We start from the raw sequence: 21,205 nt of genomic DNA, 5'->3' as shown, positions 1-21,205 counted from the left end.
GACGGGTTCCTCAAGCAGAAGGCAGATGCGGCAAAAGGCCAGCGACAAAGGCGGGAATCGTGTCGAGCCGCAGCCCGGCGATGTTGATGCGGCCATTGCGGGCCATGTAGATGCCATGGTCGGCGCGCATCGCCGCGACGGCGGCGGGCGTGACCGGCAGCATCGCGAACATGCCGCGCTGGCCGGCAATGGCGGCAAGCTGCGGATGGGCGGCTGCCAGCGCGGTGCGCAGCGCATTGATGCGGGTGCGCATCTGGTCCAGCTCGCTCGTCCATTCGGCGCGCATCGCCGGCCGTTCCAATATGGTGCGCACGATCGCCGCGCCATGATCGGGCGGCATCGACCAGATGCCGCGCGCCAGCGCGACGATGTTGGAAAAGGCGAGCGCGGTCAGCGCGGCATTCGCCCCTTGTACCCACAGCGCCCCCACCCGCTCGCGATAGAGGCCGAAATTCTTGTCGCAGCTATAGGCGATCAGCGCATCGGGCACGGCGGCCAGCATCCGGCGCGTGGCGGCGGCATCCGCCTCCAGCCCGTCGCCCAGCCCCTGATAGGCGAGGTCGATGAACGGGATCAGGCCGCGCGCCGCGCACAGATCGGCGATCGCCGTCCATTGATCGGCGCTGAAATCCACGCCGGTCGGATTGTGGCAGCAGCCATGGAGCAGCAGCACGTCGCCGGCCTGCGCGGCGGCCAGATCGGCCAGCATCGCGTCGAAATCGACGGCGCCGCCACCATCCAGAAAGCGGTGCGAGGCCAGCGTCAGCCCGGCCTCGCGAAAGATCGGCGCATGATTGGGCCAGGTCGGATCGCCGATCCACACGGTGGCACCGGGACGGGCGCGCGCGATCAGGTCGGCGCCCAGCCGCAGCGCGCCGGTGCCGCCGGGCGTCTGCACCCCGGCGATCCGATCGGACCCTGCCAGTGGACCAAAGACGATGCCGGCGAGCAGATCGACAAAGCCCGTGTCACCCTCCGGCCCCAGATAGGATTTGCTGCCCTGCTCGGCCAGCAGCACCGCTTCGGCCGCCTTCACCGCGTGCATCACCGGGGTCGCGCCCGCTTCGTCGCGATAGACGCCGACGCCCAGGTCGATCTTGTCGGCGCGCGGATCGGCGCGATAGTGCGCGATCAGCCCCAGCAGCGCGTCGGGCGCCTGGCGATCGAGCGCACCGAACAGGGACCGGCCGGGCGCCGGGGCAAGAAGGGTCGTGTCTGTCATAGTACCTCAGAAGCGCGGGCATGGGCATAGGCCTGGGTGCCCTGTGTGTAGATGATGTCGGTGTCGGCGATCGCGTCGGTCGCGAAATCGGGTTGCCCCGCCAATTCAGCGTAAAGCGGGGCAAAGTCGGTCTCGACCGTCTGGCGCAGCAGATCCTCGAAACTGTCGATGACGAAATAGCTCTGCTGGTAATCGTCGATGCGATAGCGGGTGCGCATCAGCCGCCTGAGGTCGAAGCCGAGGCGATGGGGCGAGGGATCGTCGAGCGCGAAGACGGATTCGCCATAGGAGGAGACGATGCCCGCGCCATAGAGGCGCAGCCCCTCTGGCCGGCGGATGAGGCCGAATTCGACCGTGTACCAGTAAAGCCTGGCCAGCCGCTCGATCGCGCCCAGATCGGCGGCGCGTAGCCCGCCCTCGCCATAGGCCTGCATATAGTCGGCGAAGACCGGGTTCGCGAGCAGCGGCACATGGCCGAAGACATCGTGAAAAATGTCCGGCTCCTGCAGATAATCGATCTGGTCGGGGGTACGGATGAAGCGGCCGGCGACGAAGCGGCGATTGGCCATATGCTCGAAGAAGACCCGGTCGGGGACGAGGCCGGGCACGGCCACCACCTGCCAGCCGGTCGCCCGCATCAGCCGATCGGACAATTCCTCGAAATTGGGGATGCCGGGGCGGTTGATGCGCAGGATATCAAGCCCGGCCATGAACTCGGGCACGACCCGATCGGGCAGCATGGCGGACTGGCGCGCGAAGAGGGCGTCCCACATCGCATGCTCGGCCGCGCTGTAGCGGTCCCACGCCTGCGGGATCGTCCAGTCGGCGGCAGCGCCTGCGGGCGGATCGAGCTCCTCTACCATCACCCCAATCTCTCACAGAGCGGGCGGAATTGCCTTTCAATCGAGCAAGATTTACAAAGGATTTTGCGAAACTAATTCACCGATCGGCAACATCATGAACAAATCCGTCAATCTCGATGCACTTGACCGCCGCATCGTCGCAGAGCTTCAGCGCGATGCCTCGCTCAGCAATGCCGACCTCGCCGAACGGGTCGGCAGCACCGCCCCGTCCTGCTGGCGGCGGATCCGGGCGCTGGAGGAGATGGGCGTGCTCAAGGGCGCGGTGCGCCTCGCCGATGCGGAGAAGCTGGGCCATGCCGTCAACATCTTGTGCAGCGTGCGGATGAAGAGCCACACCAGCGAAAGCGTCGACGCCTTCCACGCCTTTGTCGAGGCGCATCCGCAGATCATGGAATGCTATCTGATGTCGGGCGAATGGGATTATCTGATGCGGGTCGTGGCCTCCGACGTCGCCGATTATGAGCATTTCCTGATGCGCAACCTGCTCAAACACCCCTCGGTCGGCGGCGCCTCCTCCCACTTCGCCCTGTCGGTGACGAAATTCACGACGGTGCTGCCGGTGGGGGAGATGGGGCGGTAGGAAAAGTGTCCACCATTCTCCCGATTATTTGTGGGCCAAGCGCTTGATCGACAGAATTTGCGTTACTGAAACCAGCCGATCCGATCCTTCCATATGGCCGAAACCATGCCCGATGGAGCCACGGTCGCAAATCGGCTCCTGACCAATGAACGCAACTTCATAGGTGCCATCGTTCGACGGTGCGTATTCGGGAGTGTCATCCCTGTCAGTTATGTCGAGCCAAATGGAGGCCGGCTTTCCCGAGCCAGTCGATTGAGTATTCTCGTCGAAGCTCGAAAGCTCAAATCCACGCGTCCAAACGCCTTGGTAGCGTCGGGCTTTGCCCATCACATATCGCGTTGAATTGCTGTCTCCATCTACAAAGCACCGCTTTTGCCAAGGGGCCTGTCCCGGCGGGTAGAGAGAAAAGATCATTTCCTTTTCTGATCCGCCTGTCTCCACAGCTTCCCGAACTGCAGGGTCTGCATCACAAGCGCTAAGAAAAGTCAGAAGACCCAGAATATATGCGCGCGCCATAATGATGCTCTCCCCGACAATATGGATTTACCGGTCGTCGTTCGGTTCACAATAGCCTTTGGCTGGGATCATCATTGCCCTTCGTGCCGACACTCGATCGGTCGCTTCACAAACAGCCATCTCGCACCGCTTTCCTACTCGCCCTGTCTCTGTTCTATCCTTGGCGATGCGACAGCGTTTTTTCTCGCCAACCCACCTTCTCCGCCCGGTGCCTGCCCGGCGCGCAACCGGTGCATGGGTGTCGCCTCGGCGGCGCGCGGCGGGGGCGATCCGGGCGCGGCGCAATAGCCCACCCCCTGTTGGAAGTGACGCGTTTCCTGCGCGCGACCGGTGCGTGGCAGGCGCAAAACCGGCGCAAAAGGCCCCGAAAGCCCGTTTACACTGTGAACTTCGGGAGAGGCGCCTTCTATCGGCCTTGGCGCAAGATCGCCGGTGCCTCCCGCCATGTGCCCGGCGCGATGTCGTCGATCGTCCAGTCGCCGATGCGCCAGCGGACCAGACGCAGGGTCGGCAGGCCGACCGCCGCGGTCATGCGGCGGACCTGCCGATTGCGGCCTTCGCGGATGGTGAGGCGCAGCCAGCAATCGGGCACGCTCTTGCGAAACCGCACCGGCGGGTCGCGCGGCCACAGTGCGGGATCGTCGATCCGCTCGACCTCGGCCGGCAGGGTCATGCCGTCCTTCAGCTGCAGGCCGCGCCGCAGCGCCGCCAGCGGCGCATCGTCGGGGTCGCCCTCCACCTGGACCAGATAGGTTTTGGGCATCTTGAAGCGCGGGTCGGCGATGCGCGCCTGCAACCGGCCGTCATCGGTCAGCAGCAACAGCCCCTCGCTGTCGAGGTCGAGCCGGCCGGCGGGATAGACGCCGGGCTGGTCGACATAGTCGGCCAGGGTCGGGCGCGGCGGGCCGGTGCGCTCGTCGCTGAACTGGCAGAGCACGCCATAGGGCTTGTTGAGGAGGATCAGTCGTCCCATGCATCGTCCTCCTCTTCGTCGTCCTCAAACGCGATGCTGCCCTGATTGTGGAGCAGCACCAGCAGCGCGATCGCCGCATCGTCGTCGGCCAGCGCCGGATCGAGCTCCAGCGCCTCGTCCGCGCACAATTGCTCCGCGAGCACCGCGCTGGCGCCGATACAGTCATGCGACGCGCCATCGACGAACAGCATGATGGCGTCTTCCGCCCGGACGAAGGCGAAGCGGCTGGCCGGATTGCGGCGCAGGGGGGCGCCTTCCGCCACCAGCGCCTGCATGGTTGCCGGGTCGATCGCCGCTTCGGGCGACCAGTCGATCTCGGGATATTTGCGGGTGCTGCTATATTCGCCGAACCAGCGGGCAAAGCCGGCGGGATCGCCCAATTGCTCCAGCACCATCGCCTGCAACCGGGCCAGCGCGGCCGGGGCGATCTCGCCGGGATTGGCCTGACGCGGCAAGGCGGGGTCGGCATAGCGATCATCCTCCCCCAGCGCTTCGAGCAGGCGATCGGTCCAGCCCTCGATCAATTCGCTGCGCGCGGGCGCGCGAAAGCCGACCGAATAGGTCATGCAATCATCGCCCACCGCGACACCATCATGAGCGATGCCGGGCGGGACATAGAGGATGTCGCCGGGCTCCAGCACCCATTCGTCGGTCGCGTCGAACGTGGCGAGCAGGCGCAGATCGGCATGGGGGCGCAGCGGGCTGCTATCGTCGCACGCCTGGCCGATGCGCCAGCGGCGGCGGCCCGCGCCCTGGATCAGGAAGACGTCATATTGGTCGAAATGCGGGCCGACGCCGCCGCCGTCGCTGGCATAGCTGACCATGATATCGTCGATCCGCCAGTCCGGGATGAAGCGGAACGGGGCAATCAGCGCCGCGACATCGGGCACCTGATGATCGACCGCCTGCACCAGCAGGGTCCAGGGGCTGGCGCCGAGCGACGCGAAGCGATCCTCGGCCAGCGGCCCCTGTTCCATCGTCCAGTCGCCGTCCGCCTGCACCACTAGCCGCGACTCGACGCCTTCCTCGCAGGCCAGACCGGCCAGTTCCTCGGGTGCCAGTGGATTGCTCCATTGCACCCATGGATTGCGGATCAGCAGCGGTCTTTGCTGCCAATAGTCGCGCAGGAACAGGTCGATATCGAAATCATGCAGATGCATCGGGGTCTCGCCGGGAAGGAGCGGCGCGCGGGGCGCGCCTGCCATCGGCGCGAACCCTTGCCCCTGTGCCCTGCCAATGTCAAAGCGGACGGCAGCGGATCAGCGGGGGAACGGGCATGGCCAGGCTGTTGGGGGCGATAATGGCGGGCGGGCGCGCGACCCGCTTCGGCAGCGACAAGGCGGCGGCGCTGCTCGACGGCCGGCGGCTGATCGACCATGCGATCGACGCGCTGTTCCCCCATGTCGCCGCGATCGCGATCTGTGGCCGGATTGAAGACGGACAACTCAGTCTGCCCGACCGGCCGGGGCCGGACATGGGGCCGCTGGGCGGCCTCAACGCCGCGTTGCATCATGCCCAGGCCCACGGCTTTGACGGCGTGCTGACCAGCGGCTGCGACATGCCCTTCTATCCGGCCGACCTGCCCGCGCTGCTGATCGGCGAACGGGCGGCGATCCTCGACGGGCAACAGCTGCTCGGCTGGTGGCCGGCCGCGCTGGCGCCTGAGCTGGATGCGCATCTGGCGGAGGATAATAACCGGTCGATCCGGGGCTGGCTGGCGCGGATCGATGCGCGCACCGTGACGCTGCCGGGGCTGGTCCTGCCCAACATCAACCGGCCGGAAGATCTCCTGCCGTTGCGGCGGGATCGGTCGTGACCGCACGGCGGCGCAGCAGATAGACATCCATGATCCAGCCATGGCGCGCGCGCGCTTCTGTCCGCAAAGCGGCGATGCGCGGCCCAGCCTCGCCCAGCGGCCCGGCGTCGGTCACTTGTTGTGCCATGCCCAGATAGGCGCCCCACCATATGTCGATGCCGTGGGGATCGAGGCTGGCAAAGCCGCTGCCATCGTCCAGCATGACCACGATATCGTCCGCGCCTGAGGGCCAGCCCCGTTCGCGCAACTGGCGACCGGTGGTGATGAGGACAGGCCGCCCCAGCCGGTTGAGCGAAATGGCATGGGCGGCGGTCAGTGCTTGGATGCTGGTGATGCCAGGTATGACCTGCACGCTGATCGACAGGCCATCGCGCGCCAGCCGGTCAGCGATGCGCAGGCTGCTGTCATAGAGCGAGGGATCGCCCCAGACGAGCAGCGCCAGCCGCCCGCCATCGGACAGATGATGCGCGATCTGTGCTGTCCATGACCGGGCGATGGCATCGTGCCAATCGCGTACACCGGCGAGATAGCCGTGCCGGGCGTCGCGGACCGGCAGGTCGAACTCGATCACCCGCACCGGCCTGGTGAGGACGGCCGCGCAGATATCACGGCGCAGGTCGATGAGGTCGACCTTGGCATCGCCCTTGCGCGGCAACAGGATGAGGTCGGCGTCGTTCATGGCTCGCACCGCCTGCGCCGTCAGATGATCAGGGTTGCCGGTGCCGATGCCGATGAGATGCAGGTTGATCATGGCATGCTCGCGATCAGGTGGAAGAAACTGCCGCTGACATGGCCGCGATAGGAGCCGGATTCGGTCACGGGTGCGCCATCCGCGTCGGCGACGTTCATCAGCGGGGGATCGGGTTGGGCTAGAATGGTGGAATAGTGGAATTCATGCCCAAGCAGGCGGGTGCCGATGGGAAGGCCCGGCAGCGGCGCGCGTAGTTCGGCCTGGCGATAGCCCAGATGCAGACGTCGTTCGGCATGGCTGGTGACCAGGCCCAGCAGGCCGGCCATGGCATGTTCGGTGCCGTCGTGGTCGACGATTGCCGCGCCCAGAACCATATAGCCGCCGCATTCGCCGTGGACCGGCCGGGTTGCGGCATGGCGGCGCAGACCAGCCATGAAATGTTCCGCCGCTGCGATTCGTCCGGCATGGAGTTCGGGATAGCCGCCGGGGAGCCAGACCATGTCGGCGTCGGCGTCCGGCGCCTCGTCCGCCAGCGGCGAGAAGGGCAGGATTTGTGCCCCGGCGTGGCGCCATGCGTCGAGTTGATGGGGGTAGAGGAACGAGAAGGCGGCATCCTGTGCGATGGCGATGCGCTGGGCAGGGGGGGCAGGCCAGCATGCAGGCGGTTGAGCGCGACCGCCGCGTGCGGCGGCGCGGATCGCCGTCAGGTCCACGCCTTCGCGCAGCCGCGCAGCCATGATGGCGATCGCGTCATCCAGGGCGGCATGTTCCTGCGCCTGCACCAGCCCCAGATGTCGTTCGGGCAGGTGGAGGGCGGTATCACGATGCAACGCGCCGAACAGGGGGATGTCGGCCGCTGCCAGCGCGGCGCGGGCCAGCCGTTCGTGCCGCATGCTGCCAACGCGGTTGAGGATCACGCCGGCAACCTGCACGCTGGGATCGAAGTGTGTGAAACCCTGGGCGACGGCAGCGACGGATTGCGCCTGGCCAGCAATGTCGAGTACCAGGATCACCGGCCATCCCATGTGGCGGGCGATGTCGGCGCTGGTGCCATGGCCCAGCGCGCCGTGGGTCATCGCGCCGTCGAACAGGCCCATCGCCCCTTCGGCCAAGGCGATGTCGGCGGGGCAGGCGGCGATCCTGTTGATTGTCCCGGCATCCATCGTCCAGCTATCGAGGTTGAACGAGGCACGGCCGCAGGCGGCACGATGGAAGGCCGGGTCGATATAGTCGGGACCGCATTTGAAGGGCTGGATCTGCACGCTGTCCTGTGCCAGCGCGCGCAGCAGGCCGAGCGTGACGGTGGTCTTGCCCGTGCCCGAGGCTGGCGCGGAGATGACCAGACCGGGCGGAATCATTCCGATGGCCCGGCAAAGAGCGATGCCGCATTGCGCGGCCGGAAGCGCCGATCATAGCCGGCGGCATAGAGGCTGCTTTCGCCAAAGTCGCCAGGCGCCAGCACGCGGCCGACGAGAATGACAGCGGTTCGCTCCATGCTGGATGCGACGGCCGCCTCTATCGTTGCCAATGTCGCATGCACGATCCGCTGGTCGGGCCAACTGGCGCGCCAGACGACTGCGACCGGGCAGTCTGCGCCATAGGCCGCGCTGAGATCCGCCACGACCTGCGCCAGATTGTGGATCGACAGATGGATGGCAAGGGTCGCGCCAGTTGCTGCGAAAAGGGCCAGGCTCTCCCCGTCGGGCATGCTGCTGGCGCGGCCGGGGGTGCGGGTGAGGACCAGCGACTGGGCAAGGCCGGGCAGGGTCAGTTCGCATTCCAGTGCGGCGGCAGCGGCGGCAAAGGCGGGGACGCCGGGCGTGACGGTGAACGGGATGTCGAGCGCGCGCAGGCGACGTATCTGTTCCCCCATGGCCGACCAGACCGACAGATCGCCCGAATGCAATCGGGCCACATCCCGACCGATGTTATGGGCAGCCATGATTTCCGCCATGATCGCGTCGAGATCAAGCGGTGCGCTGTTTACGATCCGCGCGCCGGGCGGGCAATGGTCGAGCACCGCCGCCGGGATCAGCGATCCGGCATAGATGCAGACCGGGCTGGCGGCGATCAGGTCGCGACCGCGCAGGGTGAGAAGATCGGCGGCACCAGGCCCGGCGCCGATGAAGTGGACGGTCATGGACAGACTCCTTGCGCGATGGCGCAGGTCGCCATCCGGTCTTGGGAAAGGACGCGTGGTCCGAGCAGGTGGGCATCGCGGCCGTAACAGGCGGCCAGCGCGCAGGCTTCCGCCACGCTGCCGATACCTCTGGCCGTTTGGGAAGGAATCGAATGCGTCAGCGTGCGGAGGCCGACCAGTTGATCAGGGGCAAGGGCGATGACCGGCAGGCCCAGTTGTACAGCGAGGTCGGCCAGCGCCGGTGCCTTGTCGATCAGGGTAGCCAGATGGGTCACCGGCCATGCGCCGCGCGCCATGTCGAGCGCGGCATGCAGCGAGGTGGTGGTCGCTGCCGCGCGGAAGCCGAAGCCTGCAACCCTCACAGTGTCACGCTCCATTGCACGATCGGATAGCGCGCGCGCCAGCCGTGCCGGTTGCCTAGGGGCCGGGCGTCAGCCAGCTCGATCCGCAGCAGGGTGCCTCCCCGCCTTGCCTGCCAAGCGGTCAGCAGTGCTTCGGATTCGAGGGTGACCGCGTTGGCGATCAGGCGCGTGCCGGAGGGCAGGCGCTCTTCCAGCGATTCCAGCAGTGATTGGGACAGGCCGCCGCCAATGAACACGGCATCGGGGGCATCGCCATCGGGTAGCAGTGCCGGAGCATGGCCACGCAATATCTGTAGCCGGTCGACGCCAAGCGCCAGTGCATTGGCGCGGGCGCGGTCGGCGCGGTCGGTATCGGCCTCCACCGCGATGGCGCGATTGGCCCGATGGGCGAGCAGCCATTCGATGGCGACCGATCCCGACCCGGCGCCAATGTCCCACAGAAGTTCGCCGGGGCTGGGTGCAAGCGCGGCCAGGGTCAGTGCGCGTACCGGGGCCTTCGTCAATTGCCCGTCGGAGGCGAACAGACTGTCCGGCCGGCCGGGCGTGGAAGACAGCGTCGGGCCGGCGCCGCACAGCTCCATCGCGACCATCACCGGATGGGTGATGTCGGTAAAACGCATCTGATCGGCATCGATGCTGCGCCGTCGCTCGCGTGGCCCGCCCAGCTCCTCCATCACATGCAGGCGCGAGGAGCCGAAGCCCCGGTCGACAAGATAGGCGGCGAGCGCGGTCACCGCCATGCTATCGCGGACCAGCACCATAATCCGGCGACCCGGTGCCAGATGCGGCCGCAACCGGTCCAGCGGCGCGGCATGCAGGCCGAGGCACAGGCTATCCTGTATCGCCCAGCCCAATCGGGCAGCAGCCAGGGCGAAGGTCGATGGCGCAGGATGCGCGATCCATTCGGACGGGGCGAAGAGGTGCGCCAGACTGGCGCCGGCACCGAACCAGAAGGGATCGCCCGATGCCAGCACCACCATCGGTGTGCCGCGCCGGGTTTGCACTTGCGCCATGCCATCGGCGAAGGGCACTGGCCATTCGATCGTCGGGCAGCTAATCTCTGGTAACAGCGCCAGATGTCGGGCGGATCCCATGACCAGTTTGGCGTCGACCAGAGCCGTTCGTGCCGCGAGGGACAAGCCATCCACCCCGTCCTCGCCGATACCGATGATCGTCAACCACTGTCCGATGGTGTCGTCCATGCCTTCATCCATGTCTTCATCCATGCCCCATGTCCTTCTGCTGGGCGGCACGACCGAAGCCAGCATGCTGGCCCGGTTGCTGGCCGATCGGGGCATGAGCGCGACTTTGAGCTATGCGGGGCGCACGACGCTGCCTGCAGCGCAGCCCATCCCGGTTCGCATTGGCGGCTTTGGCGGCGTCGATGGGCTGGTCGACTATCTCCGCACGCATCGGATCACCCATCTGGTGGATGCGACCCATCCCTTTGCCGCACAGATGAGTGTGCATGCCATTGCCGCTGCCCAGTGCAGCGGTATCGCCCATGTCGCGCTGACCCGTCCGGCCTGGCAGGCGGAAGAGGGGGACCGCTGGACCCATGTGGCCGATATCGACGCGGCGGTCGCGGCGCTGGAGGGGCCGGCGCGCCGGGTGATGCTGGCGCTGGGGCGCATGCATGTCGAACGGTTCATGGTCCAGCCACAGCATCATTATCTGTTGCGCTTCGTCGACCGGCCGGAGGCGGTACCGGGCCTGCCCAACCATGAACTGGTGATCGATCGCGGGCCGTTTACCGTCGAGGGAGATGTGCGGTTGATGCGCGACCATGGCATCGACCTTGTCCTCTGCAAGAATGCAGGTGGGACCGGCGCGGCGGCAAAGCTGACTGCGGCGCGGCAACTGGGGCGACAGGTGCTGATGATCGATCGGCCCAGCCTGCCCGAGCGGGCGACCCTCTACCGGGCGGAGGATGTGCTGGCATGGATCGATCATGCGATGGCGCGCGGCGTATAGAGGAACTGGCCGCGCCCGTGCGCAAGCAGCCGGGTCTGGCTTGAGCCGATGATGACCATGGTGCGCATGTCGACCTGTGTCGGATCGACTGCGCTGAGCGGTATGACATGCAATTGCTCGTCGGGTGTCGTCACGGCGCGGGCTAGCAGCACCAGACGGTCTTCGGGACAGGTGGCGCGCAACAGCGCGAGCGCGCGGACGAAACCGTCGGGCCGGGCGCGGGAGCGCGGATTGTAGAGGGCGATGGCAAAGTCGGCCTCTGCGGCGAGCCGTAGACGTTTCTCGATCAGCGGCCAGGGCTTGAGATTGTCGGACAGGTTGATCGCGCAGAAATCATGACCGAGCGGCGCGCCAGCGCGCGCGGCGGCCGCCAGCATGGCCGTGATGCCCGGCAATATCCGGATGTCGAGCATGCGCCAGCGGTCCGGGCCGGCTTCCAGCGTCTCGAACAGGGCGGATGCCATGGCGAACACGCCGGGATCGCCCGAGGACACCAGCGCCACCCTGCGCCCTTGTGCTGCCAGATCGAGGGCCAGTGCCGCCCGGTCCAGTTCAACCCGATTGTCGGACGGGTGGAGGACCAGACCGGGCCGCGGCTGGACGCGCGCGATATAGGGAATATAGCCGACTAGGTCGGTCGCGGCATCCAGTGCAGCGCGGACCTGAGGCGTCACCAGATCATCGTCGCCGGGGCCAAGGCCAACGACTGCGATCCAGCCGCTCATGGCCGGCGCCCCTGGCCGTGGATCAGCAGGATCGAAAAATAGGGCGTAACCTGATCGGCCTGGGCCAGGCGGGTGACGCGCTGGCCCGGCATGGCGGCATGTTCGACCAGCCAGGCTGCATTGGTCCGCCCAGCAGCCATGACCGCGCGGCGAAGCTTTGCCAGATGGCGTCCGATTTTCATCACCACCAGTGCATCGGTATCGCGAATGCGCCGTACCAGTTCCTCCTCGGGCAGGGTGGCCATGACGACGGTCAGCACGTCGTCGCCCCAGGTGAAGGGCATGTCGGTGGCATGCCAGGCACCGGCCATCCCAGTGATTCCGGGCACCACTTCGACCGGGGCATGGCCCAACAGCCGGCTGTGCAGATGCATGAAGGAGCCGTAGAAGAAGGGATCGCCTTCGCACAGGACCACGACATCCTCGCCGGCCCGCGCGATCGCCAGCAGCCGATCGGTACAGTCGGCATAAAAGACCGACATCCGGGCATTGTAGCGCGGATCATCCAGCGGGATTTCGGTCGTGACGGGATATTCCATTGCCAGTTCGACCGCATCGTTGCGCAGCATGTCCGCGACGATGCCGCGCGCCTGGCCGGGGCGGCCGGCCTTACGGAAATAGGCGATGTGACGCGTGTCCCGCACCAGCCGATCGGCGCGCACGCTCAGCAGATCCTGCGCGCCCGGACCAAGCCCGACGCCATATATCCGGCCCATGGTGCTACTCATTCCGCGCGGCTCGCAAGCGCGTTGACGGCCGCGACGGTAATCGCGCTGCCGCCCAGCCGGCCCTCGACAATGCCGCACGGCACCGGGGCGCCCTGCCACAGGGCGGCCTTCGATTCTGCGGCGCCGACGAAGCCGACCGGGCAGCCGATGATCGCGGCGGGGCGTGGGCAGTCGGCTGCTTCCAGCATGTCGAGCAGATGGAAGAGGGCGGTTGGGGCGTTGCCGATGGCGACCAGCGCGCCGGCCAGATATGGACGCCACAACTCCAGCGCCGCCGCCGATCGGGTATTGCCGATCGTGCTGGCCATGCCCGGGACGGCGTCGTCGTTGAGCGTGCAGATGACTGGATTGTCGGCCGGCAGGCGCGTCCGCGTAATCCCTTCCGACACCATGCGTGCATCGCACAGGATCGGGGCGCCGGCCGCCAATGCGTTGCGCGCCGCCTGTGCAAAACCGGGCGAGAAGCGGATATGATGCACCAGATCGACCATCCCGGCGGCATGGATCATGCGGACGGCCACCGGTTCCTCATCGGAAGAAAAGCCGGTCAGGTCCGCTTCGGCGCGGATGGTGGCGAAGGACTGGCGATAGATGGCACTGCCGTCCCTTTCATAGTCATGGGGCATCAATGCGCTCCGAAATGGGCCAGGATGTCGGCGATGGAGAGGGCGGTCCGTGCCGGCGCGGCAGCGTCGGTGGTCGGGAAACTAAGGGTGTAGCGGCCATCGTGGCCGGTAAGCAGGACATCGGCCGGGGCTATGCCCGCGCAGCCCTTGGTGCAGCCCGAGACATGGAGCCGGCCAGCAACATGGGGGGCGAGCCGGCATGCGAGCATGCGGGTCTCGACGCTGGCCTGCGGGCATTCGGGACAGCCGGGGCAGGCATCCACATGGCGCAGCGGATCGGTGGGATCGCATGACAGGCCGGGGGGCAAGATGCCCTCTACATCCCCTTCCACCAGAATCATGCGCCATGGCGTCAGGCGAAGTGCGGTCCAGCCCGGCTGGTCGCCCAGTCGTTCCAGCGCTGTTGCGGTGATGCGGCCGAAGGCGACGGCGCAGGCGAGGCCGCCGGCCCATCGTCCGGGCATGGGTGCTGGCGAGGGTGCGGTAGGCATGACTGTGCCAACGGCCCATGCGGGCAAGGGGACTGCGTGGCGGGCCATGCGTCCCGCCGCCGAGCCGCCGCTCTCGACGAACCAGTGTGCCAAGGCGAGCAATGCGTCGATTTCACGATCGCGAGTCAAGGGCATGCCGGCATGCCGGCCGTCGGCGCGCAGGATAAGCCTCCCACCCATGCCCCGTTCGATCCGGAAATCGCCCGGTTCGCCGTGGAGCATGGGTGCCGGGCCCGCATCGATGATGACGCCGACCTTGGCAGGCAGACGCGGCCATTCATGACTGCGAGCGAGCAACGCCCGCCCGAGCCGGTCGCTGTCGTCGCCGGCGCGCCAGCCCGGTGCGATCATCAGGTTCCGGGCTGTTTCAGCTTCCGCATCGGCATCGACCAGGCGCAGGTTGATCAGGTGATCGCGCAGCCGGGGCCAACTGCGTTCATCCAGGCCGCGCAACTGGAGATTGGCGCGGCGGGTGAGATCGATCTGACCGTTGCCATGGGTGCGGGCCAATGCCGCCAGGCTGATCAGTTGGTCACGGGCCAGCCGGCCCAATGGCGGCTTGACGCGCAGCAACAGGCCGTCGCCGGCCATCATCGGCCGCCAGGCATCCGGGCACCAGCCCCTGACAATAGCCATGCCTCTCTCCCGGCCGTCCCGCTGGGGGAACGGCGCTGGCGCGCGACGACGAACATGGCGGGGGCTTGCCGGCAGCACCGGTCGACGCGCAAAGGCGGGCAGGCGCGAGCAGCACCCGTCGACGCGCGAGCGTGCAGCCCCAGCCGCACAGCTTCGTCGCCCAGACGGAGAAGGACCGTGCCATGGCCATTCCCTGGACCAGGACAAGAGCGACAAAGCGCCGGCCGGTCTCCTGGCTTGCGGGTCGTTGCCCGACATGCGCCTTCCCGGACCGGCTTATGGCTGTCCAGTGGCTGCCCCAATGGGCGTGCATGTCGCGCTATCCGCTTACAGTTGCAGGGACAGCCGCGGATTTGGAGCAAAGCCCCGCACCGCATTCCCGATTAGGTTCCTTGCGGAACACCGGCGCTTTCATGTGCACCAGGATTGCTCCCGAAGCACAGGCTGGCCAATAATCGAAAAGCCTGCACAAGCCAAGCACATCGGCCAATCGATCGCAGAGCTGCGAAAAACACTTGTCCCAATTCTGCATCATGCCATTCTTCATATTGAGAATGCGTCTCGGGAGGTGGGATTCCCGAAGAACGGTGCATGGGGTTAAGGAGGGGCATGGATATCGTCCATGTAGGCGCGGCATTGGCGTTACAGCTGGTTGTCATACTTGGTACCTGCCGTTTGGTAGGCTGGCTGGCGGGCACGTACTTTCATCAGCCGCGGGTGATCGGCGACATGATTGCCGGCATCCTGCTTGGCCCGTCCTTCTTCGGTCTCGTGGCGCCTCAGGCCCAGTCCCTGATCTTTCCGGCCGAGACGAAGCCCATCCTCTATATCGCCGCCCAGATCGGGATCGGCCTCTACATGTTCCTGGTGGGTCTCGGCTTTCGCAGGGACCATTTCTATCGCCATGCCGGCAGCGCGGTCGCCGTGTCGCTCTGTGGCATCGTCGCGCCCTTCCTGGTCGCGGTCGCTCTCACGCCCTGGCTGCTGCAGCTTGAGATGTTTGGTCACATGGTGACCGCTTTCGAGGCGACCTTGTTCATGGGGGTCGCGATATCGATCACTGCCTTCCCGGTGCTGGCACGGATCATCAACGAACGTGGCTTGGCCCATACCCCGCTGGCTTCCTTGGCCTTGTCCGCCGGCGCGATTGACGATGCTATCGCCTGGTCAATCTTGGCGATCCTGCTCGCCTGCATCGGTGTGGACAATATGATCGCGGTCAAGGCATTGGGCGGTGGCGGGCTATTTGCCGCAGTCATGCTGCTTCTGGCACCTGGTCTGATGCGCCCCCTGGCCCGCTGGGCCGAGCGGGAGGGGCGGGTTACATTTCCCCTGCTTGCCGTTGTGGTCATGTTGTTTTCCGCCAGTGCCTGGGCAATGGATGCGGCGGGCTTGCATTCGGTCTTCGGTGGCTTCCTTCTGGGTGTTGTCATGCCACGCGGCCTTCTTGCTCGGGGTATCAAGGTCAGGCTGGAGCCGGTCACGACACTATTGCTCGTTCCGCTCTTCTTCACTTTTTCCGGGCTCAACACGCGGTTGACGATGGTAGATACACCCGTCCTTGCGTTTGTCGCATTGACCATCCTGGCAGGATCGATCCTGGCCAAGGGAGGCGGATGCTGGGCGGCTGCCCGTATGACGGGTCAGGATAATCCTACGGCCCTTGCCGTTGGCGCCCTGATGAACGCGCGTGGACTGATGGAATTGCTGGTCATCAATATCGGGTTGCAGCGCGGCATTATCGGACCAGCGCTGTTTGCGATCCTGGCGCTGATGACGATCGTGACAACGATCATGACATCCCCGGCGATCGATATCCTGTCCCGGAAGAAGATGTTGGGCGGGCCGATCGATGGCTTGAATGACAACGATGTCGATCCCCGCTCGGCGACGTCGAATGCCGGTGCCGCCTGACCGCTGAATGCCAAATTTTTCTCCCCTTCTGCTGGATTGACCGACATGTATGCAGATTTTCCGACGTCCGACCGGGTGGTGAAGCGGGTTGTCGTCGCTGGCGGGGGCACCGCCGGCTGGGTGACGGCGACCGCGCTGGTCCGCCATCTGGGGCCGCTGATCGACATAACGCTCGTCGAGTCCGACGCGATCGGCACCATCGGCGTGGGCGAATCCACCGTGCCGACCTTCCGCGGTTTCCACCAGTTGATGAAGATCCGCGAGGACCGCTTCATGGCCGAGGCGCAGGCGACGGTGAAGCTGGGCATCGAGTTCAAGAATTGGGGGCAGGTCGGCGACCGCTATATCCACCCGTTCGGCACGATCGGGCTGCAATGGAGCTGGATGGCAGATTTCCACCATTTCTGGCTGCATGCCAGGGCGCAGGGCTTTGGCGGCGAACTGGGCGAATATTGCCTGGAATGGATGGCGGGCGAGGCCAATCGCATGTCGCTCAGCAGTTCGGTCGCGCCCAGCTATGCCTATCATATCGACGCCGCGCGCTATGCCCGCTTCCTGCGCAGCCTGGCCGAGCCGGCGGGGGTGAAGCGGGTCGAAGGCAAGATCCGCAATGTCGAACTGACGCCCGAGAGCGGGCATATCGCGGCGCTGGTGCTGGAATCGGGCACGCGGATCGAGGGCGACCTGTTCATCGACTGCACCGGTTTTCGATCGTTGCTGCTGGGCGAGGCGCTGGGCGTCGGGTTCGAGGATTGGGGCCAGTGGATTCGTACCGATCGTGCGGTCGCGGTCCAGTCCACCTCCGACGGCCCGGCCCAGCCCTATACGTCGGCGATCGCGCATGAGGCGGGGTGGCGCTGGCGCATCCCGCTGCAGCATCGCGACGGCAACGGCTTCGTCTTCGCCAGCGATTTCATGTCCGACGACGAGGCGCATGCCCGGCTGCTGGCGGAGATCGAGGGGGAACCGATCGTGGACCCGTGGCTGGTGCGGTTCAAGACCGGCACGCGGACCCGGGCCTGGCACAAGAACTGCGTCGGCCTGGGGCTGGCCGGCGGCTTCATCGAGCCGCTCGAATCGACCAGCATCCACCTGATGATGGTGGCGGTGACGCGGCTGATCGAGGATTTCCCCTTCCACGGGTTCGACGACGCGCTGCTCGACCATTTCAACCGCAAGTCACGGCTGGAATTCGAGAATATCCGCGATTTCATCATCCTTCACTATCATGTGACCCAGCGCGACGATTCCCGCTTCTGGGATCATTGCCGGACGATGGAGATACCCGACAGCCTGAAGGAAAGACTGGCGCTGTGGCAGGAAAATGGCCGCGCCTATCAACTGGGGCATGAGCTGTTCCGGGTCGACAGCTGGTCGTCGGTGCTGCTGGGTCAGGGCATGCACCCGCGCGGCTATCATCATGTTGCGGCGATGATGCCCGAACCGCAGCTGCGCGAGGAGTTGGCGCGGATGCGCAAGGACATTGCCGGGGTCGTGGCGGAGATGCCCAGCCATCGCGAATTCCTGCGCCGCTATTGTCTCGCAGAATTGGTCTAGTCAAAAAATGCGCACCGGTAGAATATTTTTTGCAATGCACAATAAAACATAAAAAACCATTATTTTCAGTAAAATATAAATCTGTAAATCAAACCCTTAGGGACTTTAACCGATCATAGCATCATAATTGACAACGCTGGCCATTAGGCTAGCATGAACGTCCAATAAGGCTCGATGTGGGCGAGCTGTAAAAAAGGGAGGATTCTGAAATGGGTTTACCATATTCCAGATTCATGCGTTGCGCGTCTCTGATAGCGCTAACGTATAGCGTTACACCAATGGTGGCGCAGGCGCAGGACGCCGCCGTCCAGAATGCCGAAGCCGACATCATCGTCACCGGCGTGCGTGCCAGCCTTGATCGCGCGATCGACATCAAGCGCAATTCGAGCGGTGTGGTCGATGCCATTTCGGCCGAAGATATCGGCAAGTTCCCCGACACCAACCTGGCGGAATCGCTGCAGCGTATCACCGGCGTGTCGATCGACCGCGTCAATGGCGAAGGGTCTCAGGTCACGGTCCGCGGCTTTGGCGGCGGCTTCAACCTGGTGACGCTGAACGGGCGCGCGCTGCCGTCGGCCAATGTCACCACGGTCGGCGGTGACTCGAACGCCGATTATTCTTCGGGCACCAGCCGCTCCTTCGACTTCGGCAATCTGGCATCGGAAGGCGTCAGCACGCTGGAAGTCTACAAGACCGGTCGCGCGGCGATCCCGTCGGGCGGCATCGGCGCGTCGATCAACGTCATCACCCGCAAGCCGCTCGACGCACGCGAGGCGGGCTTCAGCGGCACGATCGGCGTCAAGGCGCTCTATGACACCAGCGTCGAAAAGAGCCTGAGCGACCCGGCCAAGATCACGCCCGAAGCATCGGGCCTGCTGAGCTGGCGCGACGAGAATGAAGTGTTCGGCGTGTCGATCTTCGGCAGCTACCAGAAGCGCAATTTCTCGAGCCGCGGCGCGACGGTCAATGGCTGGAACATCCGCCGCTACAGCCAGTTTGCCGATCCGGCCAACGGCTTCGTCAACGCCAGCACCCAGATCAAGAACGCGCCGACCGACCCCAACACCTTGGTGTCGGTGCCCAATGACAGCAGCTATTTTTATTCGCAAGGTTCGCGCGAGCGCATCAACGGATCGGCGGTCGTGCAATTCCGTCCGACCGAGACGCTGACCTTCACCGCCGATGCCTTGTTTGCGCAGAACAAGCAGAGCGAACAGCGGGCGAGCCAGGGCAACTGGTTCAATCGTCCCTTCGCGCAGGTGGAGTTCGACGGCAATCCCGTCATTGCGACCACCACATTTCTGCAGGAAAATATTGCGGGCGTTAAGGACGCGGCCTTCGAACAGGCATATCGCGGGGTACGCAATCGGCTCCAGGATTATGGCCTGAACGCGAAGTGGGAGATTAACGACCGCGTCACGCTGTCGATCGACGGCCATACCGGTCTGGCGCAAAGTTCGCCGAACAATCCCAATGGCGTCAGTTCGACGCTGGTTGGCCTGGGCGCGCCCGTCGTTGCGTCGCAGTCGGCGGATTTCAGCGGTGTCATTCCTGTTCAGTCGATTGTCATCAATGATGCGGTGCCGGGCCGTGGCCCCAATGGGAACGGCCAGCTCGATCTTGGCGACCTCGGATCGCAGATGGGGCGCACGGTCTCTTCTTCGCAACGCCAGCGGCTTAACGAAATCCGGGCCGATCTCGGCTGGGAACTGGATGATTTGGGTAGCCGGTTCGATGTCGGCGGCAATTATCGCACGTCCAAGATGCGGCAGGCTCGCACCCAGACGCAGCAGACGCTGGGTGACTGGGGCATCGGCAATGTCGGCGACATTCAAAGTCAGGCGCCCGGCGTCCTGCAGACCTATTGTCTCGTCTGCAAATTCGACAATTTCGATGCCAAGGGGCAGGGGGCGACACTGGTCGCGTTCCAGGGCAATGCTGTCGATCTGTATAATGCGCTGTCGCCTTATTATACGGCACGCGGGAACGCAGTCGGCATCACCAACCGGGAAGATAATCGCGTCAACGAAGACATCTGGTCTGCTTATGGCCAGTTGACCTGGAAGGGCGAACTGGCCGGCCGCAATGCCACGCTGGTCGTGGGGGCGCGCTATGAGCGCACGAAGGTCAAGTCGACGTCGCTGATCGCCATACCCAATGGTATCACCTGGACGGCGGACAATGATTTCGTGGTGTCCGTCTCCGATCAGGTGGAACCCATCTCCGACAGCGGCAGCTACAACAATTTCCTGCCCGCGATGGATTTCCAGATCGAGCTGGCGAAGAATTTCATCGGTCGCTTCTCGTTCAGCAAGACCATCGCCCGCCCCGATTATGGCAATCTGTTCGTCGCCACGTCGGTCGGCACGCCGCCGCGTCCGATCGCGCTGGGCGGTGTTGCCAGCGGGTCGACCGGCAATGCCCGTCTGGCGCCGCTGATTTCCGACAATCTCGATCTGTCGTTCGAATGGTATTACAAGCCGTCTAGCTACATCTCGGCCGGCGTGTTCGAAAAGCGGGTGCAGAATTTCGTCGGCACCGGTCAGACGACGCGCAATCTGTTCGGGCTGCGCGACGTCAGTTCGGGTGCGGCGGGATCGCGTTCCGGCACCGCCTTGGCGGAGTTGCAGCGGCTCCGCTACGATCCGACCGACGTCAATCTGTTCACCATGACGGCATTGTTGCAGGAGGCCGGCGGCAATATCCAGGCGGCTTCGCAACAGTTCCAGGCGAATGTCGTCAATGGCGCGCTGGATCAGGATTTTGCAGATCAGGTTTTGCGCCGAGTGGATTTGGTCGCCGACGCCAATGACCCGCTCTACGACTTTGAGGTCACGCAGCCGATCAACAACCGACAGGGCAAGATCTGGGGCTTCGAACTCGCCGCCCAGCATTTCTTCGGCAATACCGGTTTCGGTGTGTCGGCGGCCTATACGCTGGTCCGGGGTGACGTGGGCATTGATGTCGGCGCCGATCCGAGCGAGGACCAGTTCGCGCTGGTCGGCCTGTCGGATACCGCCAACGCCACGCTGATCTATGACAAGAACGGCCTGTCGGCCCGTCTCGCCTATAACTGGCGCGACAAGTTCCTGCAGTCAGCCAACCGTGGCGGCGGCGATCGCAACCCGGTGTTCGTGCGCCCGTTCGGTCAGCTCGATCTCAACATCAGCTGGGATGTGTCGGAACAGTTTGCCGTCTCGTTCGAGGCGATCAACCTGACCGAGAGCGACATCCGCACCTATGGTCGCGACAAGAGCAACCTGTGGTATGCGCAGGAGCTGGATCGTCGCTTCCTGCTGGGTGGTCGCTTCCGCTTCTAAGGGGGTGAGCCGGGGCCGTCCTGCCGGGCGGCCCCGACTTTCACAATTGCGTCGGGCGGACGGCATCGGGG

20 protein-coding genes and 1 riboswitch are annotated in these 21,205 nt (G+C 65.1%); of the genes, 6 read left to right on the top strand and 14 right to left on the bottom strand.

Features of this window, described 5'->3' with window-relative positions:
• Nucleotides 1–10 precede the first annotated feature (10 nt).
• Together N6H05_RS03310 and phhA are read right to left on the bottom strand one after the other, a co-directional pair.
• Nucleotides 11–1,222: an amino acid aminotransferase gene (locus N6H05_RS03310; protein WP_284112697.1), complete on the bottom strand. Its 1,212-nt coding sequence runs from the start codon at nucleotides 1,220–1,222 to the stop codon at nucleotides 11–13.
• Complete coding sequence (phhA, locus tag N6H05_RS03305; RefSeq protein WP_284112696.1) at nucleotides 1,219–2,085, bottom strand: phenylalanine 4-monooxygenase; 867 nt, start codon at nucleotides 2,083–2,085, stop codon at nucleotides 1,219–1,221. The genes N6H05_RS03310 and phhA overlap by 4 nt, the downstream gene beginning before the upstream one ends.
• Before the next feature lie 94 nt (nucleotides 2,086–2,179).
• On the opposite strand from phhA, the gene N6H05_RS03300 reads away from it, so the two are divergent.
• Nucleotides 2,180–2,665 carry an Lrp/AsnC family transcriptional regulator gene (locus tag N6H05_RS03300; RefSeq protein WP_284112695.1) on the top strand — a complete coding sequence of 162 codons (486 nt, stop codon included), beginning with the start codon at nucleotides 2,180–2,182 and terminating at the stop codon, nucleotides 2,663–2,665.
• A 24-nt stretch (nucleotides 2,666–2,689) separates the two neighbouring features.
• On the opposite strand, the gene N6H05_RS03295 is transcribed toward N6H05_RS03300, so the two are convergent.
• The 3 genes from N6H05_RS03295 to N6H05_RS03285 form a co-directional block, all read right to left on the bottom strand.
• A complete protein-coding gene (locus N6H05_RS03295; protein WP_284112694.1) occupies nucleotides 2,690–3,181 on the bottom strand; it encodes a hypothetical protein in 492 nt (163 codons plus the stop codon).
• Between the two features lie 406 nt (nucleotides 3,182–3,587).
• On the bottom strand, nucleotides 3,588–4,154 hold the full coding sequence (locus tag N6H05_RS03290) for a pseudouridine synthase (RefSeq protein WP_284112693.1): 567 nt from the start codon (nucleotides 4,152–4,154) through the stop codon (nucleotides 3,588–3,590).
• Nucleotides 4,142–5,359, bottom strand: a complete 1,218-nt coding sequence (locus N6H05_RS03285; protein ID WP_284112692.1) for a cupin domain-containing protein — start codon at nucleotides 5,357–5,359, stop codon at nucleotides 4,142–4,144. Before N6H05_RS03285 ends, N6H05_RS03290 begins: the two co-directional genes overlap by 13 nt.
• Before the next feature lie 71 nt (nucleotides 5,360–5,430).
• Here N6H05_RS03285 and mobA point away from each other — a divergent pair, with 71 nt between their 5' ends.
• Nucleotides 5,431–5,970 (top strand): molybdenum cofactor guanylyltransferase, encoded by a 540-nt coding sequence (gene mobA, locus N6H05_RS03280; protein ID WP_284112691.1) that lies wholly within the window; start codon nucleotides 5,431–5,433, stop codon nucleotides 5,968–5,970.
• Here mobA and cobF read toward each other — a convergent pair.
• Genes cobF through cbiE form a run of 5 tightly spaced genes read right to left on the bottom strand, consistent with a single transcriptional unit; the run spans nucleotide 5,924 to nucleotide 10,389 of the window.
• Nucleotides 5,924–6,721: a precorrin-6A synthase (deacetylating) gene (gene cobF, locus N6H05_RS03275; protein WP_284112690.1), complete on the bottom strand. Its 798-nt coding sequence runs from the start codon at nucleotides 6,719–6,721 to the stop codon at nucleotides 5,924–5,926. The two genes, mobA and cobF, sit on opposite strands and share 47 nt — an antisense overlap.
• Complete coding sequence (locus N6H05_RS03270; RefSeq protein ID WP_284112689.1) at nucleotides 6,718–8,019, bottom strand: cobyrinic acid a,c-diamide synthase CobB; 1,302 nt, start codon at nucleotides 8,017–8,019, stop codon at nucleotides 6,718–6,720. The genes cobF and N6H05_RS03270 overlap by 4 nt, the downstream gene beginning before the upstream one ends.
• The gene (cobM, locus tag N6H05_RS03265) at nucleotides 8,016–8,801 is read right to left on the bottom strand and encodes a precorrin-4 C(11)-methyltransferase (RefSeq protein WP_284112688.1); all 786 of its coding nucleotides are present in this window, start codon (nucleotides 8,799–8,801) and stop codon (nucleotides 8,016–8,018) included. Before cobM ends, N6H05_RS03270 begins: the two co-directional genes overlap by 4 nt.
• The gene (locus N6H05_RS03260) at nucleotides 8,798–9,178 is read right to left on the bottom strand and encodes a cobalamin biosynthesis protein (protein ID WP_502958956.1); all 381 of its coding nucleotides are present in this window, start codon (nucleotides 9,176–9,178) and stop codon (nucleotides 8,798–8,800) included. The genes cobM and N6H05_RS03260 overlap by 4 nt, the downstream gene beginning before the upstream one ends.
• On the bottom strand, nucleotides 9,160–10,389 hold the full coding sequence (cbiE, locus tag N6H05_RS03255) for a precorrin-6y C5,15-methyltransferase (decarboxylating) subunit CbiE (RefSeq protein WP_284112685.1): 1,230 nt from the start codon (nucleotides 10,387–10,389) through the stop codon (nucleotides 9,160–9,162). The genes N6H05_RS03260 and cbiE overlap by 19 nt, the downstream gene beginning before the upstream one ends.
• On the opposite strand from cbiE, the gene N6H05_RS03250 reads away from it, so the two are divergent.
• Nucleotides 10,388–11,137, top strand: a complete 750-nt coding sequence (locus N6H05_RS03250; RefSeq protein ID WP_284112684.1) for a cobalt-precorrin-6A reductase — start codon at nucleotides 10,388–10,390, stop codon at nucleotides 11,135–11,137. The genes cbiE and N6H05_RS03250 overlap by 2 nt on opposite strands.
• Here N6H05_RS03250 and cobJ read toward each other — a convergent pair.
• From cobJ to N6H05_RS03230, 4 genes are read right to left on the bottom strand one after another with little or no spacing between them, the layout of a single operon-like run.
• On the bottom strand, nucleotides 11,113–11,862 hold the full coding sequence (gene cobJ, locus N6H05_RS03245; RefSeq protein ID WP_284112683.1) for a precorrin-3B C(17)-methyltransferase: 750 nt from the start codon (nucleotides 11,860–11,862) through the stop codon (nucleotides 11,113–11,115). The genes N6H05_RS03250 and cobJ overlap by 25 nt on opposite strands.
• On the bottom strand, nucleotides 11,859–12,578 hold the full coding sequence (gene cobI / locus N6H05_RS03240; protein ID WP_502958955.1) for a precorrin-2 C(20)-methyltransferase: 720 nt from the start codon (nucleotides 12,576–12,578) through the stop codon (nucleotides 11,859–11,861). The genes cobJ and cobI overlap by 4 nt, the downstream gene beginning before the upstream one ends.
• Nucleotides 12,579–12,586: 8 nt before the next feature.
• The gene (locus tag N6H05_RS03235) at nucleotides 12,587–13,216 is read right to left on the bottom strand and encodes a precorrin-8X methylmutase (protein WP_284112681.1); all 630 of its coding nucleotides are present in this window, start codon (nucleotides 13,214–13,216) and stop codon (nucleotides 12,587–12,589) included.
• On the bottom strand, nucleotides 13,216–14,343 hold the full coding sequence (locus N6H05_RS03230; RefSeq protein WP_284112680.1) for a ferredoxin-like domain-containing protein: 1,128 nt from the start codon (nucleotides 14,341–14,343) through the stop codon (nucleotides 13,216–13,218). The genes N6H05_RS03235 and N6H05_RS03230 overlap by 1 nt, the downstream gene beginning before the upstream one ends.
• A 205-nt stretch (nucleotides 14,344–14,548) precedes the next feature.
• A riboswitch (cobalamin riboswitch) is annotated at nucleotides 14,549–14,765 on the bottom strand.
• A gap of 187 nt (nucleotides 14,766–14,952) precedes the next feature.
• Between N6H05_RS03230 and N6H05_RS03225 the strand changes: the two genes are divergently transcribed.
• The 3 genes from N6H05_RS03225 (at nucleotide 14,953) to N6H05_RS03215 (ending at nucleotide 21,134) form a co-directional block, all read left to right on the top strand.
• A complete protein-coding gene (locus N6H05_RS03225; protein ID WP_284112679.1) occupies nucleotides 14,953–16,257 on the top strand; it encodes a cation:proton antiporter in 1,305 nt (434 codons plus the stop codon).
• A 45-nt stretch (nucleotides 16,258–16,302) separates the two neighbouring features.
• Nucleotides 16,303–17,814 carry a tryptophan halogenase family protein gene (locus N6H05_RS03220; protein ID WP_284112678.1) on the top strand — a complete coding sequence of 504 codons (1,512 nt, stop codon included), beginning with the start codon at nucleotides 16,303–16,305 and terminating at the stop codon, nucleotides 17,812–17,814.
• A 278-nt stretch (nucleotides 17,815–18,092) separates the two neighbouring features.
• Nucleotides 18,093–21,134 (top strand): TonB-dependent receptor, encoded by a 3,042-nt coding sequence (locus N6H05_RS03215; RefSeq protein ID WP_284112677.1) that lies wholly within the window; start codon nucleotides 18,093–18,095, stop codon nucleotides 21,132–21,134.
• Nucleotides 21,135–21,205 lie beyond the last annotated feature (71 nt).

The sequence above is a fragment of the Sphingobium sp. WTD-1 genome (assembly GCF_030128825.1).
In the GTDB taxonomy this organism is placed as follows: Bacteria; Pseudomonadota; Alphaproteobacteria; order Sphingomonadales; family Sphingomonadaceae; genus Sphingobium.
The sequence above is the reverse complement of the archived record's forward strand: the minus strand, read 5'-3'. Positions and strand labels throughout refer to the sequence as shown.

What these genes read in the sequence shown, in the direction of transcription:
- N6H05_RS03310 (WP_284112697.1), bottom strand. Translation starts at nt 1,222, where the DNA reads ATGACAGACACGACCCTTCTTGCCCCGGCGCCCGGCCGGTCCCTGTTC.
- phhA (WP_284112696.1), bottom strand. Translation starts at nt 2,085, where the DNA reads ATGGTAGAGGAGCTCGATCCGCCCGCAGGCGCTGCCGCCGACTGGACG.
- N6H05_RS03300 (WP_284112695.1), top strand. Translation starts at nt 2,180, where the DNA reads ATGAACAAATCCGTCAATCTCGATGCACTTGACCGCCGCATCGTCGCA.
- N6H05_RS03295 (WP_284112694.1), bottom strand. Translation starts at nt 3,181, where the DNA reads ATGGCGCGCGCATATATTCTGGGTCTTCTGACTTTTCTTAGCGCTTGT.
- N6H05_RS03290 (WP_284112693.1), bottom strand. Translation starts at nt 4,154, where the DNA reads ATGGGACGACTGATCCTCCTCAACAAGCCCTATGGCGTGCTCTGCCAG.
- N6H05_RS03285 (WP_284112692.1), bottom strand. Translation starts at nt 5,359, where the DNA reads ATGGCAGGCGCGCCCCGCGCGCCGCTCCTTCCCGGCGAGACCCCGATG.
- mobA (WP_284112691.1), top strand. Translation starts at nt 5,431, where the DNA reads ATGGCCAGGCTGTTGGGGGCGATAATGGCGGGCGGGCGCGCGACCCGC.
- cobF (WP_284112690.1), bottom strand. Translation starts at nt 6,721, where the DNA reads ATGATCAACCTGCATCTCATCGGCATCGGCACCGGCAACCCTGATCAT.
- N6H05_RS03270 (WP_284112689.1), bottom strand. Translation starts at nt 8,019, where the DNA reads ATGATTCCGCCCGGTCTGGTCATCTCCGCGCCAGCCTCGGGCACGGGC.
- cobM (WP_284112688.1), bottom strand. Translation starts at nt 8,801, where the DNA reads ATGACCGTCCACTTCATCGGCGCCGGGCCTGGTGCCGCCGATCTTCTC.
- N6H05_RS03260 (WP_502958956.1), bottom strand. Translation starts at nt 9,178, where the DNA reads ATGGAGCGTGACACTGTGAGGGTTGCAGGCTTCGGCTTCCGCGCGGCA.
- N6H05_RS03250 (WP_284112684.1), top strand. Translation starts at nt 10,388, where the DNA reads ATGCCCCATGTCCTTCTGCTGGGCGGCACGACCGAAGCCAGCATGCTG.
- cbiE (WP_284112685.1), bottom strand. Translation starts at nt 10,389, where the DNA reads ATGGATGAAGACATGGATGAAGGCATGGACGACACCATCGGACAGTGG.
- cobJ (WP_284112683.1), bottom strand. Translation starts at nt 11,862, where the DNA reads ATGAGCGGCTGGATCGCAGTCGTTGGCCTTGGCCCCGGCGACGATGAT.
- cobI (WP_502958955.1), bottom strand. Translation starts at nt 12,578, where the DNA reads ATGGGCCGGATATATGGCGTCGGGCTTGGTCCGGGCGCGCAGGATCTG.
- N6H05_RS03235 (WP_284112681.1), bottom strand. Translation starts at nt 13,216, where the DNA reads ATGCCCCATGACTATGAAAGGGACGGCAGTGCCATCTATCGCCAGTCC.
- N6H05_RS03230 (WP_284112680.1), bottom strand. Translation starts at nt 14,343, where the DNA reads ATGGCTATTGTCAGGGGCTGGTGCCCGGATGCCTGGCGGCCGATGATG.
- N6H05_RS03225 (WP_284112679.1), top strand. Translation starts at nt 14,953, where the DNA reads ATGGATATCGTCCATGTAGGCGCGGCATTGGCGTTACAGCTGGTTGTC.
- N6H05_RS03220 (WP_284112678.1), top strand. Translation starts at nt 16,303, where the DNA reads ATGTATGCAGATTTTCCGACGTCCGACCGGGTGGTGAAGCGGGTTGTC.
- N6H05_RS03215 (WP_284112677.1), top strand. Translation starts at nt 18,093, where the DNA reads ATGGTGGCGCAGGCGCAGGACGCCGCCGTCCAGAATGCCGAAGCCGAC.